The sequence below is a fragment of the Lysinibacillus sp. NPDC059133 genome (assembly GCF_042755925.1).
GTDB lineage: Bacteria > Bacillota > Bacilli > Bacillales_A > Planococcaceae > Lysinibacillus.
Genome location: NZ_JBHZDH010000002.1, coordinates 81,062 through 96,819 on the forward strand (window position 1 = coordinate 81,062; position 15,758 = coordinate 96,819).

The window sequence follows — 15,758 nt, forward strand, 5'->3', positions numbered from 1 at the left end:
CTAGAGTATTGAATGCAGTAAACCTATTTATATAAATAAAATCTAAAAAATCTGTTAAAACACATAATAAAAACTACATCATCCATTAGGCGGATCTGATGGAATGATGTAGCTTTTTTCTTTTTACGATTCCTCTGGATTTTTCCCAGTAGCCTCGATTACTTCAGGGGTTCCATCTACTGTGTCCTCCTGCACATTTTCAGCAGCAGGCGGCGTAATCGTCACTAATGTATAATCATCTTCTTGTAAAATTTCAAAGGTAAACTTTTCGCGAATATCTCCTACATAAAGTGATGTCCCGATGGCTACATCAGTCACATCAACCTCTATTGTTTCAGGGATTTCTGTTGGATTTACTTTTATGCGAACTTCACGATTAGGCTGTAATAGGAATCCACCATCTGCAACTCCAATAGCATGACCGGTAACCGTTACTGGAATATCAACCTCTAGTTCCTCGGACATATCGATGGACTTAAAATCTACATGCTTAACATTGCCCTTTAACGCACAGCGTTGTACTTCTGTTAATACCGCGTTGACCCGTTGACCGTCTACATCTAATTGAAAGACATTTTTATTGCCGAATTGAGCTAACATTTTTGCAAATTGTCTGGCATCCAGTGATACTGCTGTCGATTCCATTTGATAGCCATATACAACGCCCGGAATAGCACCGTTCTGTCTAAGTTGAGTTAATGATGATTGACGCCCTTTATCGCGTTTTTTTACAGTTAAAACAGTATTCATTGTATTTTCCCCTTTCATGGAAACTAGTCTCATAAAAGGTTTTGCCCGTTCTATAGATTTTTATACATTTTAGTGCACTACCCTCACTCATTTACCCCAACAAAAAAGCCGTGACGTTATTATGCTCGGCTAAATTGATTTATTATACTCTTCCAGCTACGCTCAAAATCACCGCTAACATTTTGGCTCTATAAGTATGGTACTTTTAGAGCTTGGTTCTATCAAAAAAACTACACCTCAACTGTTCGGGCTTACGAACAGTTGAAGCGTAGTTTAGACATGTACTTATCAAATTGTTACTTTAATATCTAACAATATGTGTAAATCATGAAGCTTTTTAATTTCAAAATGTGGTTGAATATCGCTTGTATTTTCAATATCACGTATATTAAACCAGCATGTATCAATTCCGGCTTGTAGTCCGCCTTTAACATCCGATGTTAAAGAATCACCAATAATCAAGGTTTTATCCTTATTTATATGATCGATACGATCAAAAACATAATCGAAAAAAGCTGGCATCGGTTTTTGATAGCCTGTTTGCTCCGAGATAAAAATGTCTTTAAAAAATTGTGCTAAATTTGCATCCTCTAGTCGTTTATTTTGAGTCATTGTTTTACCATTTGAAACGACATATAAATCATAATTATCGGCAAGCTGTTCGATTACTTCGTAGGCACCATCTACAAAATGATGTGCCTCCTTCAAATATTTTTGAAAGACCGCTTCAAAGTATTCCCCATCTACATCTAAGCCGAATTCCTTTAACGCAATCGAAAATCGAGTGTTATGTAATGTATTTTTAGACACCTCATCGCGTTCAAAAGCACGCCACATAGATTCATTAATCTCTTTATAACGCGCTATCATCGTCGGAGTTGCTGCAATATTTTCCTGTTTAAATAAACGGTCAAGTGCTGCATTTTCAGCTAAGTCAAAGTCTAATAATGTGTCATCCACGTCAAACAATAATGTTTCATAGTTAGTCATGTCATTCCCTACTTTCTTTGGTGCTATATTACCATATCATTCCTTCTATCATAACGTTTTTTTAGAAAAATAACAGTAAATTCACCCACCTGTCAACTTTACGGAATTTTAGGAATAATCACACAAGGGAAACTTTGAAAAATATTTCCTTCATTGCGTAATAAAAATGATCATCTTGCCTAAAAATAGCCCTTTCGATAATTTCATATTTGAAAATAACAGCGAATATGAGACAATAGAATGCTAGAAAGGAAGATGTACGAATTATGACGACTCTACAAAAAATTACGCCTGCCTTTGATCCATGGGAAGCGTATTTAGATGTTGAACAACATGGGCATATGACCCTATCTAATATTGAATTTACAACAACAACACTTTGTAATATGCGCTGTGCACACTGCGCGGTTGGTTATACATTACAAACTAAAGATCCAGATGCACTGCCTATTGAGCTAATTATAAAGCGTCTTGATGATATTCCACACCTTAAAACTATCTCGATTACTGGTGGTGAACCGATGATGTCTAAGAAATCCGTTCAAAACTATGTATTGCCTTTATTGAAATATGCGCATGAACGTGGCGTGCGAACACAAATCAATTCCAACCTAACATTGGAGCCTGAACGTTATTTACTGATTGCACCGTATTTAGATGTACTACATATCTCACATAACTGGGGTACGATCGATGAATTCGTCGAAACAGGTTTTGCCATGATGGAGCGAAAACCGACTTATGAACAGCGTGCAGCTTTATTCCAACGCATGATTGATAACTCAAAAATGCTTGCAGAACACGGTGTAATGGTATCGGCGGAAACAATGTTAAACAAAAAAACTTTACCGTACTTAGAACATATTCATAACCAAATCATCAATGAAATGAAATGTGCACGCCATGAGGTGCATCCGATGTACCCTTCAGATTTCGCAAGTTCCCTTACATCTCTATCACTTGAGGAAACTCGTGATGCGATTCATCATCTACTTGATGTTCGAGATGAAAATACTTGGATGCTTTTTGGTACGCTATCTTTCTATCCATGTAGCATGAATGAGGAAGATCAAAAACTCCTAAAACGACTACGAGAAGAAAAGAACGTTACGATGCGCAATGATCCAGATGGTCGTTCTCGCTTAAATGTCAATATCTTTACAGGTGATGTCATTGTGACAGACTTTGGCGATACACCAGCGCTCGGCAATATTGCAAACGACGAATTACCAGCAATTTTTGATAAATGGATGGCAACAGATTTAGCGAAATCACTAAACTGCCACTGTCCGGCTGTAAAATGCTTAGGTCCTAACGTTCTTGTTAAAAATATGTACTATAAAGATACACAGTTTATTAGTGACTCAGCTAGAGTGTAAAGTGAAAATGTCCAATGCATACATTTGCATTGGACATTTTTTATAGGATTTATGAAATTTTCGCCTTACAATAAATGTTCTGTTAAGTTATTATCTGTTACTTCTTCTTATTCCTCATGTAAATTTAGACTTTTTATTCTTTCAATTTTTTCTCTCGATAAGCCTAATAAACCCATTATTTCTTCAATCGGTTCATGACGTTGTAGTAATTTTTTCACTAACTCTATTTGCTCTTGTTTACGCCCTTGTTCTAGCCCTTCTTTTATTCCCTCTGTTTTCCCTTGTTCTCTTCCCTTATTGATCCCATCAATGTAGCGAGCTTCTTCATCTAGGATATACTTTAAACGAGACTGATAAGCAAGAATAGTTTCAGGGGATTGACTGATTTCTTCCCATGTATCAAATGCTGCACGTAAGTTTTCATCCTTCATCGCTAACTCCTCCAATTCACGATATATATCCGCATATACTTTCTTTTTACGACCATCAACCATACCAAGTAATAACAACCATCGAATTAATATATTTTCAAGGGCATCCAACTTTTCTTCATGCCAGAGAGTAATAAACTTGTTCATCTCTATAAAGTGAATTTCCAAAACATCTTCTTCTGGCATTAGCCTTGATAACGTTCTGTCTTCGTACAGATGATAAGTACTATGATAATTTTTGTTATTTTTAAACATTGTAAAATTACAAATATTGATCGTAATAGTTGGGCGCAATTCACTATACCCCATACCTCTTACTAGTTGTGACTCATACATTTTTGCCCAATAATATAGCGTTCTCTTTGTCATATCATGCTGATTGGATAGTTGAATTTCTACATTGATAAAATCGCCCTTTTGTGTTTTCACAAGAATATCGAGCCGAGATTGTTTATCGTCCTGATATTCACCGCCCAATTCATGCTGAATAAATGTTACTTCTTTAATAGTATCTCGTCCAGTAAGCTTTAACACCGCATTCAAAAAGACAATAGTAATTATCTTCATTCAGTAGAAGCTCCCACCTCTGAAAGGTGGTGAGATGAATACAAATGTGATTCCTTTGCAGTGTGTATCCACCCCCCTACTGAATGAAGATAATGCCTCCGGCGGATGTCACGGATTTTGAAAGGAATGAATTGTGCGAGCACAATTCAAAATCCGGACGCAATTACGCCAAGGCGAAATTGATTTTTATTTTTTCACTACCAAACAATTGCTTGAAGGCAAAATCAACCTTCAAATCAAAAAACTTATCTAACGGAATTCTTCGTATTGCTTTTCGATTCATCAGGTATCACCTCTTTTTTATTACTATCATTATAGCATGGGCGAACTACTAAACCTCTTTAAAACATCAAAAACGTATTATTAATAAAATCTTAATTTCTTTAAAGACCTAAACTCTTAATTTTATAAGTTTAAATCAAAAAAGCTATGTTCACATATACTGATGAACATAGCTTCTCTTTTGTTATTTTCCACAAAGTTCCTTATATTTTCACCACTATCACCTGTACACATTTCAGTTTTCCCCTAATTATTTTTGTACAGGAAATCCCTATTTGCCACGCAAGCAAGTTCATTAGTATCGATCCTTAAATTCGTGTTGTCTTGATTATTTGCTGTCCATCCTATTTCATGATTCATAGTTTTCACTAGCAAATTCGAAGCTACTCTGGTTGATTAGTAAGTTCAATAAAATACTTAAAGCAATTCTTCTTTGTGCAAGTACTCTCGCCGCTAAAGCTGTGGCGTTCCTATTAATTCCTTTGCAACTAGCGTAAAAGTATTCAAGCGACTTTCTAGTGCGTATTGGTTGCAGTTTAGCATCACTTCGTCAAATCCATATTGCTCTTGCTCTGCTACTAAAAATTCAGCGATTTCCTTCGGTGTTCCGACAAGATTGGCTTTTCGATTATTGGCGATTGTCATTTTATCCAACTCCGTAAGTGGATAATCCTTTGCTTCCTCAGGTGACATCGCTTGAATGATTTGTCCCTTCATGAGATGAAGACGTGTAATATCGATCGGCTTTGCCAAATATTCCGCTTCCTCTAACGTATCTGCAACTGTCGCCGCATAAGTAACGATAATTTGTGGCTTCTCCATATAATAGGAAGGTATAAAGTAATCTCTATACGTATCAAATATATCCTTTGACATATTGCCAGTGAAAAACTGTGCATATGAGTAACCCACACCTAATCGTCCTGCCTGCATAGCACTTTGCCCACTAGACCCAAGTAACCAAGCCTCAGGTAATTGGATATTCACCGGTGCCGCTATCACTTGATCATAGACATCTTCGCCTGTTTTTTGATTATTCATCAGTTTTAAAATGATTTCGAGCTTATCGTATTGCTCTGTAAAACGTTGTCTTCTTCCCTCTGCTAGCGCATAAATAGAGGCATGGTCACCACCAGGGGCTCTACCGACGCCAAAATCAATACGATTTGGTGCCAAGCCACTTAATGTTTTAAAAACCTCTGCCAGCTTATATGGAGAATAGTGCATCATCATCACACCTCCAGTACCGATACGAAGACGTTTTGTTTTCGCTGCTAGGAAAGCAGCTGTAACCTCGGGAGCTGAACTTGCCAGTGAATGGCTATTATGGTGCTCCGCTAACCACATACGATGATAGCCAAGCTCTTCACCTAAAAGCGCTATTTGTTCTGTACGCCGAAAAGCCTCCTCAGCAGTATGATCTTTTGGTATAGGCATTTGATCTAAAATACTTAATCTCATTGAAAACACCCTCTCTGTCTAAGCATCCTCCTTACTGTAATATAGGAAGTTCTTTTTACAAAGCAAAAGACCTTACTCATAGGCAAGCCGCTTTGCATGCCATGTGTCATAAACCATGCCAATAAGCAACCGGTTTTGTTTGGGATTCAATACGACATCATTAAATTTCATTGCATAAATAGAAAATTGCTTTGTTTGTTCATCCACTACGAACTGTAAAATGGCATGTCCTTTTTCATCTTCAAATGTAATATCACCTGATAATTCGACAACATGCTCGCCTGTTTTTGCCTGATAATATCGCCAATATGGTTCAAAAAATGCATAATTAAATGCATTACGAACAGATACTTCTGAAAAATCTCCCAAATACCCTTCTTTTACAGTATCGATATATTCATTATCAGTTATATCTTTTTTGGCATTATACACACATCCGACAAGTAGCCCCATACATACAACACAAACAAATACTCTTACATGATTTCCTAAACTCAAATGTCATCACGTCCCCTTTACGCAAAAAACATCATCACCTACATAATACATTAAAATATACACATAAAGTAGAATATTTTTGATTTTTAAAGAATTTAAAAATATCAAAAGAGATCAAATTCTCGAAATTAATAGAAAAATATAATTAAAGCTATTTACAGTTACTTTTCATTTCGCTACTATCAGATTATTATTATAGAAAAGAGATGACCTACGTGCCTTTTGATTTAGATGTAAACATTTTACTCATTCTTATTTTTTTTGGCTTTCTAGCCGCATTTATCGATTCTGTTGTAGGAGGCGGCGGACTTATTTCATTACCCGCTCTTATGTTTGTTGGCCTTCCACCATCTGCAGCTGTGGCTACCAATAAGTTAGCAGGTACTATGGGGTCATTAACGAGCACTATAACATTTTATCGCTCTGGTAAATTGGATATTAAAGCCGTTTATAAACTGTTCCCTTTTGTTTTTATAGGCTCAATGATCGGTGCATGGATTGTCCATCTTATGGATCCTAGTGTTCTAAAACCACTTATGCTTGTCATGCTAGCAGCTGTAGCTATTTATACTATTTTCAAGAAAGACTGGGGTAGCATTTCTACCTATAAAATATTAACACCTAAGCGTTACGCATTTTTTGTCGTGATTATTACCTTAATCGGCTTCTATGACGGCTTTTTAGGGCCAGGGACAGGCTCATTTCTACTGTTTGCCTTTTTAATAGTTGGCTTCGACTTTTTAAAATCAGCGGGCAATGCCAAATTTCTGAATTTTGGAAGTAATATCGCAGCCCTTCTTATGTTTATATACTTAGGGCAAATAAATTATGCCTATGGTTTACCTATGGGACTTGCACAAATTGCTGGTGCAATTGTTGGTTCTAAATTTGCCATTAAACGTGGCAGCGGGTATGTACGTAATTTATTTATCGTTGTGACAATTCTATTACTTTTGAAAAATACATATGACTATTTTTCATGATTGATTCCTTATATCTATCAATTTTTCCATGCAGTTATAATGAAGATCAAACTAGCTATGGCATTTTTCATTAAAGAAATTGTAGAAGTAGTTATCAATTTATCGACCAAATAGAAGCATGCTAAAAATACAGCATGCTTCTATTAAAGTTCAGTTATTCATACTTCTCTGTCTATAATTATTCTTTCTTACTATAAATTCCATAAGCAATAACTCCAAATAAATAACCTATTCCAGCCCCTAAGCCAATTGTAAATACTAGAAAGTTTGGTTTGAAATACATGCCAAAAATCTCACCGAAAGCACTACCAAAAATGATTCCCAATGGTATTAAACTATCTTTTAAATCTTTAGCGTCTTTTGACTTTTTCATACCTAATGTTCCTTTCTGAGAAAAAATTTCACCTATTCCAGGGCCAAGAGCAAAACTTAAAGAAAGATATACAATCAACATACATAAAAGATGTCCTGCCAAAAAGCAGCTGAAGAGTAATTGCTTGTATTTTCACTCTACTATATGTACGAGATGGTTCATGTAGAAAAAATTCCAGAGACACTTTCTCATTTCGATCATATTTTTAGGATATTTTCTTCGATTGCAATTCCAGCTACTTAGATGCTCTTCCTCCCCCAGCCAATTTTATTTGTAATTGTGACCAATTTACTCTTTCCCCTTTCTAAGCAATTGTAAAAGGATTATAATTTGCTATGATTTTTCACCACAGTAAAATGTACTGCATAGTGCAACTTTACCAGTGGAGGATTTCTTCATCCGCACTGATGATTATTACAAATCGATTTTTTACTGACAGTTATGCGGGATAAATTACCAAGTACCAATGACTTATCTTTGAAGTTAACAAGAATAAGATAAGTTTTTTTATGCTTTCAACTTTTTTTCCCCTTTCATACGTCTAGTACTTGTATACAATTTAAAAATGTTAAAAAGGAGCTTCTTTGGACATGAAAACAAGAAATGCATTTCAACATGAAGAGGTATTTGTCCAGTTAATTCGCGAACAGAAAGAGCGTTTTTATTTGCTCGCGTATAGCTATACGAAAAATGAACAGGACGCACTTGATGTTGTACAAGACAGTATTCAAAAAGCAATGCTTTCTCTCGATCGACTAGAAAATGTCGAGTATATGAAAAGCTGGTTTTATAAAATCGTCGTACGTACATCCATAGATTTTTTACGTAAGCATAAACGCTTACAGGTGACAGACGATGATACATTGCAATATTTAACTCCTGCGCAAGAGGATGTTTACGAAAACGTTGATTTAGAGCATGCGTTAGATGAATTACCAATTATGTATCGTGAAGTTGTCATTTTACACTATTTTGAAGACTTAAAGCTCGCTGATGTTGCAAATATCCTTAACATTAAGTTGAGTACCGCTAAATCCCGTCTTTATAAAGCGTTAAAACTATTGAAAATTCAATTACAAGATGTGAAGGGAGAAACAGCACATGGATGAAAAATTAAAAGAATTAGAAAAACAATATAATGAGGTATCAATTCCAAAGGAGCTTGATTTTGTGGTTGAAAACGCACTAAAACAAGGTAAAAAGAAAAGAAAAAAACGAGCACCACAATGGTTACTAGGCTCTGCGGCAGCTGCAATGCTTTTTACAGCTGGTTTAAATGTCAGCCCTGCAATGGCACGAACACTTTCAGACATTCCAGTTGTTGGTAGTGTCGTAAAAGTCTTAACATGGACTGAATATGAAGTAAAAGAAGAAACCTATGATGCTGACATTAAAGTACCTTCTATTGAAAACTTAGAAAATAAAGATCTTGCCAATACTTTAAATGAAAAATACCGTTCAGAAGGGAAAGCTCTTTATAATGACTTTATTGCCGAAGTTGGTGATATCAAGGCTAATGGTGGCGGTCATTTAGGCGTAGATAGTGGCTATGAAGTGAAAACAGATAATGACCAAATCTTGTCGATTGGACGTTATACTGTCAATACAGTTGCATCGTCTTCTACAGTAATGCACTACGATACAATTGATAAACAAAATGAAATTTTACTTACACTGCCAATGTTATTTAAAGATAATGATTATATTAAAACAATCAGTGAAAACATTAAGGAACAAATGCGTGAACAAATCGCTGCATCGAACCAAGATAAAGTTTATTGGATAAAGGGTGCAGGACTTCCAGATGAAGATCTTATGGACAATTTTACAGCTATTAAAGCAGACCAACAATTTTATATTTCTAATAAAGGGAAACTTGTTATCTCATTCGATAAATATGAAGTAGCGCCTGGTTTTATGGGTGTAGTAGAATTCGAAATCCCAACTGATGTCTTAAAAAATGATCTTGTAAGCTCTAATTATATTCATTAAGCATTTGCTAATATAGTGAAACTTCTTTAATCCGTGGAGGTTTCTTTCCCCCACGGATTATTAGTCGTCACCCATCGTACTTTTACGGGCAGTTTTTCTTCCAGCACACAGAAAGAATATTATTCCAAAATACGAGTTATTTGGCATTTCAATCGTCAAATACCTCGCTTTTTTCTGTAATAAACTACGAAGCTGATGAAAGGTTTATTTTTTAAAATTCTTCTTTTCAGAGTAGTTTGTCACGCTTATAATCCTCTCACTTTTTGTCAAAGCTAAAGTGTATCAATTAACGTTAGAGGGTTTTTATATGAAAGGCGTAGGATCAATTAGTATTTTACATGTTGTCTTCTTATCTATGACTGTTATTGGCTTAAAAAATCACGTAACCATTATTCCTCCTATACTAGACGTCGCGGGGAGAGATGGTTGGGCATCTGTATTATTGGCCTCCGTTATTATATTCTTCTGGCTATTTCTTTTAGTTTATATTCAAAAAAAGACAAATCAGGAACCTATTCGAGACTGGTTAGAGGGGAAAATCGGGAAAATCGGCTCTACAATTGTCATTTATATTATAGTAATTTATTTACTCATTCTGGCTGCTTTTACGATGGTTGAAACATTGCAATGGATAAACTCAACGTTTTTACCTCAAACACCGGCCATGATCTTATTACTCATTTATACAATTCTTTGTATTTTACTTGTTACAACAAGTTTACAAACCATTGTTATTTTAAATGTCTTTGTCTTATTCGGTGTAGTAGTCTTTGGTTTTTTTGTAGCATTTACAAATATACAGGTAAAAGATTACGAGTTATTACGTCCATTTTTTGAGCATGGGTTCCAACCCGTTTTAAAAGGGATGATTTACCCAGCATCAGGATTTATTGAATTATTAACGCTTTTATTTTTACAGCACCAATTTAAAGACCGCATTCGTTGGTATCATTTTGGCATTATGCTTTTCATTTTATTGGGGCTTACTTTAGGGCCGCTCATGGGCGCAATTGCAGAATTTGGTCCTACCGAAGCTGCAAAGCAAAGATATCCTGCCTACGAGGAATGGGGATTAGTATCGATTGGTCGCTATATTGAGCATCTTGACTTTTTCTCTATTTATCAATGGCTTACTGGAACATTTATAAGAGTTAGCTTCTTCTTATATGTTATAGCGGATCTATTAAAAATGACTGGGGATCCGAAGAAAATATGGAAAATGATAGCTCCTCCCTTCTTTCTAATTTGTCTGCCGCTAATTATTTTAAATGAAAACATATTTTTGAAGGTGAAAGGGAACTATATATTATCAATTACTTTTATTTTCTTTTTACTTTTGTCATTTTTTTTCGTACTCGTAGCTTTCTTTTCAAAGAAGTCTTCTAAAAAAGGGAAACCTGAAAAACAAGAAATGGAAAGTGGTGAATCATAATGCCTCAGCAGGAAAAGGCTATAGACCTAAACACTTTAAAAAAACTATTTCAAAAATCCGCAGATATTCAATTTCAGGAATATACATTTAATCAAAAAAAGGTTCATTTCGTTACCTGTGATGCGATGATCGACCAGCAAATGCTCAATGAAGTCATTGTTCGGCGAATCCAATATCTTTATGATCATTTAGATAATACAACCTTTGAAGAAAATATTACACAGCAGCTTCATGTCCCCACTCTTCAAAAAGTCAAAGATAAAGAAGAAGCCATTACCTTTGTCTATACTGGTTTCCTATTGCTTTATTTTGAAGAGGAAGAACTTTTATATGCTAGTAATATCGCTAAAAAGCCTAATCGAAATCCTGAAGAAACGAGGATGGAAGTACTCGTTAAGGGTCCAAGGGATAACTTTATTGAAGATATTCGCGTCAACATTGCACTATTACGAAAACGTTTACCTACAAATTCATTTTGTGTTGAAAAAGTGGAATTAGGAAAACGTTCAAAAACAACTGTGGCTATTCTTTATTTTGACGATATTGTCGATATGGATATTTTACATGGAATTAAAAAACAACTTGCTACAGTAGATACCGATATTGTCTTTAGTGGGGATATTTTAATGGAGAAAATTAATAAAAACTCCAAGCTTTTCCCGAAATTCGATTATACTGGACGACCTGATTATGCTATTCAGGCTCTAATTAGAGGACGTTTTCTCATTTTCGTCGATGGTGTAGCTTATGCAGTTATCACACCTGTCAATTTATTTTTATTATTAAAATCTGCTGAAGATAATGAATATCCCATCGTTTTCAGTTCTATAGAACGACTTTTGAGGATTATGGGCATTTTAATTGGTTTGCTGTTGCCTGCATTTTGGCTCTCTCTGACGACTTATCACCAAAATCAGCTACCATTTCAACTTTTAGCAACAGTTGTCCAAGCAAAAACAGGTCTACCTCTCCCCTCCTCTCTCGAAATGCTAATAATGCTACTAATGTTTGAATTGTTTCGAGAAGCAGGCTTACGTCTGCCTTCTGTTATTGGAGGTACGATAAGTGTTGTTGGAGGTTTAATTATTGGTGATGCAGCCATTCGTGCAGGTGTGACAAGTCCAGAAATGATTGTGGTTATTGCGATCTCTACAATTGCATCCTTTACTCTTGTGAACCAATCTCTTGTCACAACCATTAGTATATTGCGTGTTACGTTCATTCTTGCCAGTGCTTTCTTTGGTTTATTTGGATTTTTCATCTCACTTTACTTTACACTTCTTTACTTATGTAATATCCGGATCTATGGTTACTCTTACATGAATCTTGCAACAGATTTAAACTGGATGACTATTAAAAAATCGATCTTCCGTTTATCGCCAAAAGGTTACACGGAGCGAAATAAAGCACTTGCACCTCAAGATAACACTCGTACCCCAACGAGTGGGAAGAAGCAATGAAGAAAAAAATGATTTTACTATCAAGCTTAGCTACTTCACTACTTCTTTCAGGTTGTTGGGATGTTACCGAACCTCAAAGAATGTATTACGTTGATGGCCTTGGTATTGATTATAAAGAGGGTCAATATGAAATATACCTGCAATTAATTAACTTCACCAATGTAGCAAAATCCGAAAGTTCTAATCCTCAAGCAGCAACAGCAGAGGTTGGACAAGCTAAGGGAAAAACGTTGGAAGAAGCACTTTTTAAATTATTTCGTTCCATCGCCCAGAAAGTGTTTTGGGGGCATATGACTTACATTATTTTCTCCGAGGAAGCAATGCAAGTTAAAAATGCCCTCTCCATTATAGACAGTGTATTGCGCTCTAGGGAAACAAAGTATCAAATATGGACCTATTGTACAAAAGACCCTATAAAAGACATCCTTCTCTTAACGCCCATTTTGAATAAATCTATAACAACGTCAAAGCTTAGTAATCCTTTAAACACAGAAGATCAAGAAACATTTATCGAGCCCGTTAATTTTCAAAATTTAGTTATTGGTTTAAATGAACCAAATCACGAAATTGGCATCCCTTATGTAACCATCAATAAAAACTGGGAAACGGCAGCGCAACAAGGTCAGGATACTGCCTTTATAGGGGTCGGTGTGCTTTCTAAAGATGGGTTTAAAGGCTTCATTAAAAATGATGCTGCAAGAGGCATACAATGGATGCATAATAGCACGCATAGAGGTGAAATAACTTTTAAGTTAAAGGTAACGAAACAGATTATTTAACGGCAACATTGGAAAAAATAAAGGTAAATATCAAACCACTTGTTAAAAATAGTCAAGTAACCTTTGAGGTAAATGTAAAATTAAATGCAACTTTAAATGGTTTCAAAACGGATGTTTCAGAAGAAGAAATAAGGAAAAAGATTATCAAAGAAGTGAAAAAAGAAATTAAAACAACGTATGAAGAAGCATTAGCGCAAGATATTGATATTTATCGCCTTTCTGAACAGCTATATCGAAAAAATGTGAAAGTGTGGAAAAAACTAGAGAAGGATGGGAAAATCCCACTAACACCTAATTCTATTAGTAAATTAAAAATAACCGTTAACCAAGTAAATTCTGGTCGTAAAATATTTACTGGGACCATTAAGGAATAATCTAAAAATATATGCTGAAAGAAGTTAATTAGCTTTACATTTTTTATTTGCAATTAACTATCAGCATGTTATAATCCATGTATAAAGAATTGAATAGCTTTTGACAATTTTGTCAAAGGGGAGTAGCTAGCAGATGTGAACGAGCATCTGATTTCACATTCGTCATTACATGGTTATTTACCATCGGGTGTGAAGGCATATCTTGGCGTACAGATATTCTGTGCAACAACCAATTAATTAGCTTAGCAAGACCTTTGCCTATTTTTTAGGCAGGGGTCTTTTTATTTTGCCTAAAAAAGCAAAGAATACGTTAAAAGCAGTATGTTCATTTCTGTTCTAAGTATAAAGGAGGAAGTAAATTTGGAGGCAATTTTATTAGAATACGCATGGGTACTCGTCGTATTAATTGTACTGGAAGGTTTATTAGCTGCCGATAACGCCGTTGTTATGGCCGTTATGGTTAAGCATTTACCAAAAGATCAACAGCAAAAAGCATTGCTATATGGTTTAGTGGGAGCATTTGTTTTTCGCTTTGCGGCACTATTTCTTATTACAACGCTCGTTAACTTCTGGCAAATTCAAGCTCTAGGTGCTGCCTATTTATTAATTATGTCAACGAAGCATATTTATGATTCGCGAAAAGCCACACAAAATCCCGAGGAAATTCAGGAGAATAAAAAACAATCTGGTTTCTGGATGACCGTATTGAAGGTTGAGTTTGCTGACATTGCCTTTGCCATAGATTCAATATTAGCGGCTGTCGCCATTGCAGTTACACTACCTCATATCGGAAATTTTGATGTTGGCGGCATTAATGCCGGTCAATTCGCAGTGATGTTCCTAGGTGGTATTATCGGGGTTATTATGATGCGTTTTGCTGCTCGTTGGTTCGTGAAAGTTCTCGATAAATTCCCATCACTTGAAACAGCTGCCTTCTTAATCGTTGGTTGGGTTGGTGTTAAGCTGGCTGTTTTAACATTAGCACACGAAAAACTAGGTATTATTCCACATGAATTTCCACACTCAACTATATGGAAGGCTATTTTCTGGATTGTCTTAATTGGAATTGCCCTTGGTGGTTATTTAGTTGGCGTAAAAAACCAAAGAAAGAATGCAAAATAATATGTAAAAATATTACTTGGTCCTTAAGAAGACCAGTTTAGTGTTTGTATCACCAGACCGAGGTAATTCCCAAACGGAAATCCATCCCTCGTTATGGTGATACAAATTTTTTTATGGTTGAATCTTTTTCGAAATTGGTTCGTATGTTAATATAGAAGCTATTTTACAAAAGAAAGGAATCTTCTTTATGGCGTATGCTAAAAATCAAAACTTAAACAAAATTTTAAAACACTTTGCTTTTATGTGGGTATTGACAGTTGTCGGAATGTACATAGCAACATTATTACCTCCAGCGGTTGTCATGCCGCTATCTATTATTACTCTTGTACTTATTATCATTGCCTGCTTTGTGCGAAGTCTGAAGCTCGCTAATTCTATTATGTATACAATCCCCTTTTTAATGGGAATTTTACTATTTTGGACAACACAATTTTACATTGCAGAACTAGGGCAACAGCTTGTTTTACTTGTTTTCGTAGCAACCGTAGCTATTTTCATTGTGCTAGCACTGATTGGTATGATGATGAATAAAGACATTTCTAATTGGGGAAGCTATTTATTCACTGTATTAATCGTCGTAATTGTATTTTCACTAGTCTTTATGTTTATCCCTGTTAACAATATGCTCGCATTGATCATTGCGGGAATTACTGTACTACTTTTTAGTCTCTATACGGTCTATGACTTTAACAAAATCCGACATAATCACGTTTCAGATGCTGAAGTTGTTGGTATGGCGTTAAATCTATACTTAGATTTCATTAATTTATTTGTCAATCTTTTAGAAGTAATCTGGCGTATAAAAAAATTAATTGATTAAATTTTCTAATTGAGAATAAAAATCAATTAAATTGCAACACTGCCCTTTTTCGCTGTATACTATAA

The 15,758-nt window shown here is 35.4% G+C and carries 16 protein-coding genes; 10 read left to right on the forward strand and 6 right to left on the reverse strand.

Features of this window, described 5'->3' with window-relative positions:
- Positions 1-123: 123 nt before the first annotated feature.
- Complete coding sequence (locus ACFXN8_RS01705) at positions 124-750, reverse strand: 50S ribosomal protein L25/general stress protein Ctc (protein WP_386842301.1); 627 nt, start codon at positions 748-750, stop codon at positions 124-126.
- Positions 751-1,038: 288 nt separating this feature from the next.
- The gene (locus tag ACFXN8_RS01710) at positions 1,039-1,740 is read right to left on the reverse strand and encodes a YjjG family noncanonical pyrimidine nucleotidase (protein WP_376070969.1); all 702 of its coding nucleotides are present in this window, start codon (positions 1,738-1,740) and stop codon (positions 1,039-1,041) included.
- Between the two features lie 266 nt (positions 1,741-2,006).
- Between ACFXN8_RS01710 and yfkAB the strand changes: the two genes are divergently transcribed.
- Positions 2,007-3,119 (forward strand): radical SAM/CxCxxxxC motif protein YfkAB, encoded by a 1,113-nt coding sequence (gene yfkAB / locus ACFXN8_RS01715; protein ID WP_386842304.1) that lies wholly within the window; start codon positions 2,007-2,009, stop codon positions 3,117-3,119.
- 107 nt (positions 3,120-3,226) lie between these two features.
- Here yfkAB and ACFXN8_RS01720 read toward each other — a convergent pair whose 3' ends face one another.
- The 3 genes from ACFXN8_RS01720 to ACFXN8_RS01730 all read right to left on the reverse strand — a co-directional run bounded on the left by ACFXN8_RS01720 (position 3,227) and on the right by ACFXN8_RS01730 (position 6,358).
- The gene (locus ACFXN8_RS01720; RefSeq protein ID WP_386842306.1) at positions 3,227-4,117 is read right to left on the reverse strand and encodes an Rpn family recombination-promoting nuclease/putative transposase; all 891 of its coding nucleotides are present in this window, start codon (positions 4,115-4,117) and stop codon (positions 3,227-3,229) included.
- A 735-nt stretch (positions 4,118-4,852) separates the two neighbouring features.
- Positions 4,853-5,860, reverse strand: a complete 1,008-nt coding sequence (locus ACFXN8_RS01725) for an LLM class flavin-dependent oxidoreductase (RefSeq protein WP_376070962.1) — start codon at positions 5,858-5,860, stop codon at positions 4,853-4,855.
- Between the two features lie 72 nt (positions 5,861-5,932).
- Positions 5,933-6,358 carry a hypothetical protein gene (locus ACFXN8_RS01730; RefSeq protein WP_376070960.1) on the reverse strand — a complete coding sequence of 142 codons (426 nt, stop codon included), beginning with the start codon at positions 6,356-6,358 and terminating at the stop codon, positions 5,933-5,935.
- Positions 6,359-6,573: 215 nt separating this feature from the next.
- Here ACFXN8_RS01730 and ACFXN8_RS01735 point away from each other — a divergent pair, with 215 nt between their 5' ends.
- Positions 6,574-7,341 (forward strand): TSUP family transporter, encoded by a 768-nt coding sequence (locus tag ACFXN8_RS01735; protein ID WP_386842309.1) that lies wholly within the window; start codon positions 6,574-6,576, stop codon positions 7,339-7,341.
- A gap of 178 nt (positions 7,342-7,519) precedes the next feature.
- On the opposite strand, the gene ACFXN8_RS01740 is transcribed toward ACFXN8_RS01735, so the two are convergent.
- On the reverse strand, positions 7,520-7,795 hold the full coding sequence (locus ACFXN8_RS01740; RefSeq protein ID WP_386842311.1) for a hypothetical protein: 276 nt from the start codon (positions 7,793-7,795) through the stop codon (positions 7,520-7,522).
- Positions 7,796-8,304: 509 nt separating this feature from the next.
- Between ACFXN8_RS01740 and ACFXN8_RS01745 the strand changes: the two genes are divergently transcribed.
- From ACFXN8_RS01745 to ACFXN8_RS01780, 8 genes are all read left to right on the forward strand, one after another.
- Complete coding sequence (locus tag ACFXN8_RS01745) at positions 8,305-8,823, forward strand: RNA polymerase sigma factor SigV (protein ID WP_376070955.1); 519 nt, start codon at positions 8,305-8,307, stop codon at positions 8,821-8,823.
- On the forward strand, positions 8,816-9,706 hold the full coding sequence (gene rsiV, locus ACFXN8_RS01750) for an anti-sigma-V factor RsiV (RefSeq protein ID WP_376070952.1): 891 nt from the start codon (positions 8,816-8,818) through the stop codon (positions 9,704-9,706). Before ACFXN8_RS01745 ends, rsiV begins: the two co-directional genes overlap by 8 nt.
- A 307-nt stretch (positions 9,707-10,013) precedes the next feature.
- The gene (locus ACFXN8_RS01755) at positions 10,014-11,138 is read left to right on the forward strand and encodes an endospore germination permease (protein ID WP_376070950.1); all 1,125 of its coding nucleotides are present in this window, start codon (positions 10,014-10,016) and stop codon (positions 11,136-11,138) included.
- Entirely contained in the window at positions 11,138-12,598 is a 1,461-nt protein-coding gene (locus ACFXN8_RS01760; protein ID WP_376070947.1) for a spore germination protein, read from the forward strand. The genes ACFXN8_RS01755 and ACFXN8_RS01760 overlap by 1 nt, the downstream gene beginning before the upstream one ends.
- Positions 12,595-13,377 (forward strand): Ger(x)C family spore germination protein, encoded by a 783-nt coding sequence (locus ACFXN8_RS01765; RefSeq protein ID WP_386842314.1) that lies wholly within the window; start codon positions 12,595-12,597, stop codon positions 13,375-13,377. The genes ACFXN8_RS01760 and ACFXN8_RS01765 overlap by 4 nt, the downstream gene beginning before the upstream one ends.
- An 8-nt stretch (positions 13,378-13,385) precedes the next feature.
- The gene (locus tag ACFXN8_RS01770; RefSeq protein WP_386842316.1) at positions 13,386-13,751 is read left to right on the forward strand and encodes a Ger(x)C family spore germination C-terminal domain-containing protein; all 366 of its coding nucleotides are present in this window, start codon (positions 13,386-13,388) and stop codon (positions 13,749-13,751) included.
- 360 nt (positions 13,752-14,111) lie between these two features.
- A complete protein-coding gene (locus ACFXN8_RS01775; protein WP_376070942.1) occupies positions 14,112-14,873 on the forward strand; it encodes a TerC family protein in 762 nt (253 codons plus the stop codon).
- 187 nt (positions 14,874-15,060) lie between these two features.
- Complete coding sequence (locus ACFXN8_RS01780) at positions 15,061-15,693, forward strand: Bax inhibitor-1/YccA family protein (protein ID WP_386842319.1); 633 nt, start codon at positions 15,061-15,063, stop codon at positions 15,691-15,693.
- Positions 15,694-15,758 lie beyond the last annotated feature (65 nt).

Bases quoted from the DNA above. Each gene is read 5' to 3' on its own strand.
- ACFXN8_RS01705 (WP_386842301.1), bottom strand. From the start codon at position 750: ATGAATACTGTTTTAACTGTAAAAAAACGCGATAAAGGGCGTCAATCA.
- ACFXN8_RS01710 (WP_376070969.1), bottom strand. From the start codon at position 1,740: ATGACTAACTATGAAACATTATTGTTTGACGTGGATGACACATTATTA.
- yfkAB (WP_386842304.1), top strand. From the start codon at position 2,007: ATGACGACTCTACAAAAAATTACGCCTGCCTTTGATCCATGGGAAGCG.
- ACFXN8_RS01720 (WP_386842306.1), bottom strand. From the start codon at position 4,117: ATGAAGATAATTACTATTGTCTTTTTGAATGCGGTGTTAAAGCTTACT.
- ACFXN8_RS01725 (WP_376070962.1), bottom strand. From the start codon at position 5,860: ATGAGATTAAGTATTTTAGATCAAATGCCTATACCAAAAGATCATACT.
- ACFXN8_RS01740 (WP_386842311.1), bottom strand. From the start codon at position 7,795: ATGTTGATTGTATATCTTTCTTTAAGTTTTGCTCTTGGCCCTGGAATA.
- ACFXN8_RS01745 (WP_376070955.1), top strand. From the start codon at position 8,305: ATGAAAACAAGAAATGCATTTCAACATGAAGAGGTATTTGTCCAGTTA.
- rsiV (WP_376070952.1), top strand. From the start codon at position 8,816: ATGGATGAAAAATTAAAAGAATTAGAAAAACAATATAATGAGGTATCA.
- ACFXN8_RS01755 (WP_376070950.1), top strand. From the start codon at position 10,014: ATGAAAGGCGTAGGATCAATTAGTATTTTACATGTTGTCTTCTTATCT.
- ACFXN8_RS01760 (WP_376070947.1), top strand. From the start codon at position 11,138: ATGCCTCAGCAGGAAAAGGCTATAGACCTAAACACTTTAAAAAAACTA.
- ACFXN8_RS01765 (WP_386842314.1), top strand. From the start codon at position 12,595: ATGAAGAAAAAAATGATTTTACTATCAAGCTTAGCTACTTCACTACTT.
- ACFXN8_RS01780 (WP_386842319.1), top strand. From the start codon at position 15,061: ATGGCGTATGCTAAAAATCAAAACTTAAACAAAATTTTAAAACACTTT.